General features: G+C 46.9%; 2 protein-coding genes. Both read left to right on the forward strand.

Annotated elements, in window-relative coordinates; translation table 11 throughout:
* Positions 1-478, forward strand: a 478-nt coding sequence (locus R8O70_RS25885; protein WP_318184546.1) for a tripartite tricarboxylate transporter substrate-binding protein, incomplete at its 5' end; no start/stop codon positions are given.
* 241 nt (positions 479-719) lie between these two features.
* Positions 720-1,129 (forward strand): tripartite tricarboxylate transporter TctB family protein (locus tag R8O70_RS25890; protein ID WP_318184547.1); only part of this gene is annotated, 410 nt, incomplete at its 3' end.

Raw genomic sequence — 1,129 nt, forward strand, 5'->3', positions numbered from 1 at the left:
TGTCATTGCGGCGGCATTTAAAGGCGAAGGTTTTGATGCGCGTAAAGTCCGTTACATTGGCTATGATGCGGGCGGTAAAGCAATGGCAGCCCTGCTTTCTGGCGAAACCCAATTGCTTTCAACAGGTTTAGGTGAAGTACTGGAAATGTCCAAATCTGGCCAAGTGAAAGTACTTGCTATCACTGCGCCAAAACGCTTAGAAGCCGCGCCGAACATTCCGACTTTAACTGAATACGGCAACGAAACGGTATTTGCGAACTGGCGTGGATTCTTTGCTGCACCGGGCGTTAGCCAAAAGAAAGTCGACGAATGGAATGCCGCATTCACTAAGATGTACAACACAGACGAGTGGCAAGTCGTTCGTGACCGCAATGGTTGGATAGACAACTACAAAGCGGACAAAGCGTTCTTCGCGTTCCTTGAAGATCAAGAGAAGCAAATGGGTGACCTGATGCGTGAGCTAGGCTTCCTGAAATAACCGTTATTCCGGGGCTCCCTCCGATAGCAACTTAGCGTAAAACCTGAGTTGCTATTCGCCCCAACGGCATTTGCACTCTAAGTTTCACCGTATATGGACATTGTCGACACTCGGCATACACACTCCTTTGTTTATTGATTGTTAAGCATATCGACTAGCAGCGAAATGCTTACTTGTTAATGGATTACTTTGCACATTAACGTTCATATACGGTCTTTTTTATTCTTGTTAGGAGTTGAATATGTCTCGTTCAACCAACGTTTTTACCAAAGAATATCTACTCTGTCGCGACCGTGTTGGCGCCATGATTTTCCTGCTCTTCTGCCTTTGCTACGGTTATCAAACGTCTCAAATCGCACTGTTTCCGGGCGATGAGTATGAACCGTTTACTGCGCGCACCTTGCCAACCATTCTGACTTATATCGGCATCGGGCTTTCTCTCTTGCTTCTTGTGACTGGCCAACCAGACAAAAAGAGCGGCGCCGTTTTAACCTTCAACTGGAAGTTACTGATCTCGTTCTTAGTGCTGATGGCCCTTTACGGCTTGGGCCTAACCTACTTGGGCTTTGTACTCGCGACAGGTTTCTTTTTGCTTGCGGGTTTCTATCTGCTTGGAGAAAGACGCAAACCCGTTTTGTTTGGTGCCTCTTT

Source organism: Vibrio sp. 779(2023), assembly GCF_033344285.1.
Taxonomy (GTDB): Bacteria; Pseudomonadota; Gammaproteobacteria; order Enterobacterales; family Vibrionaceae; genus Vibrio; species Vibrio alginolyticus.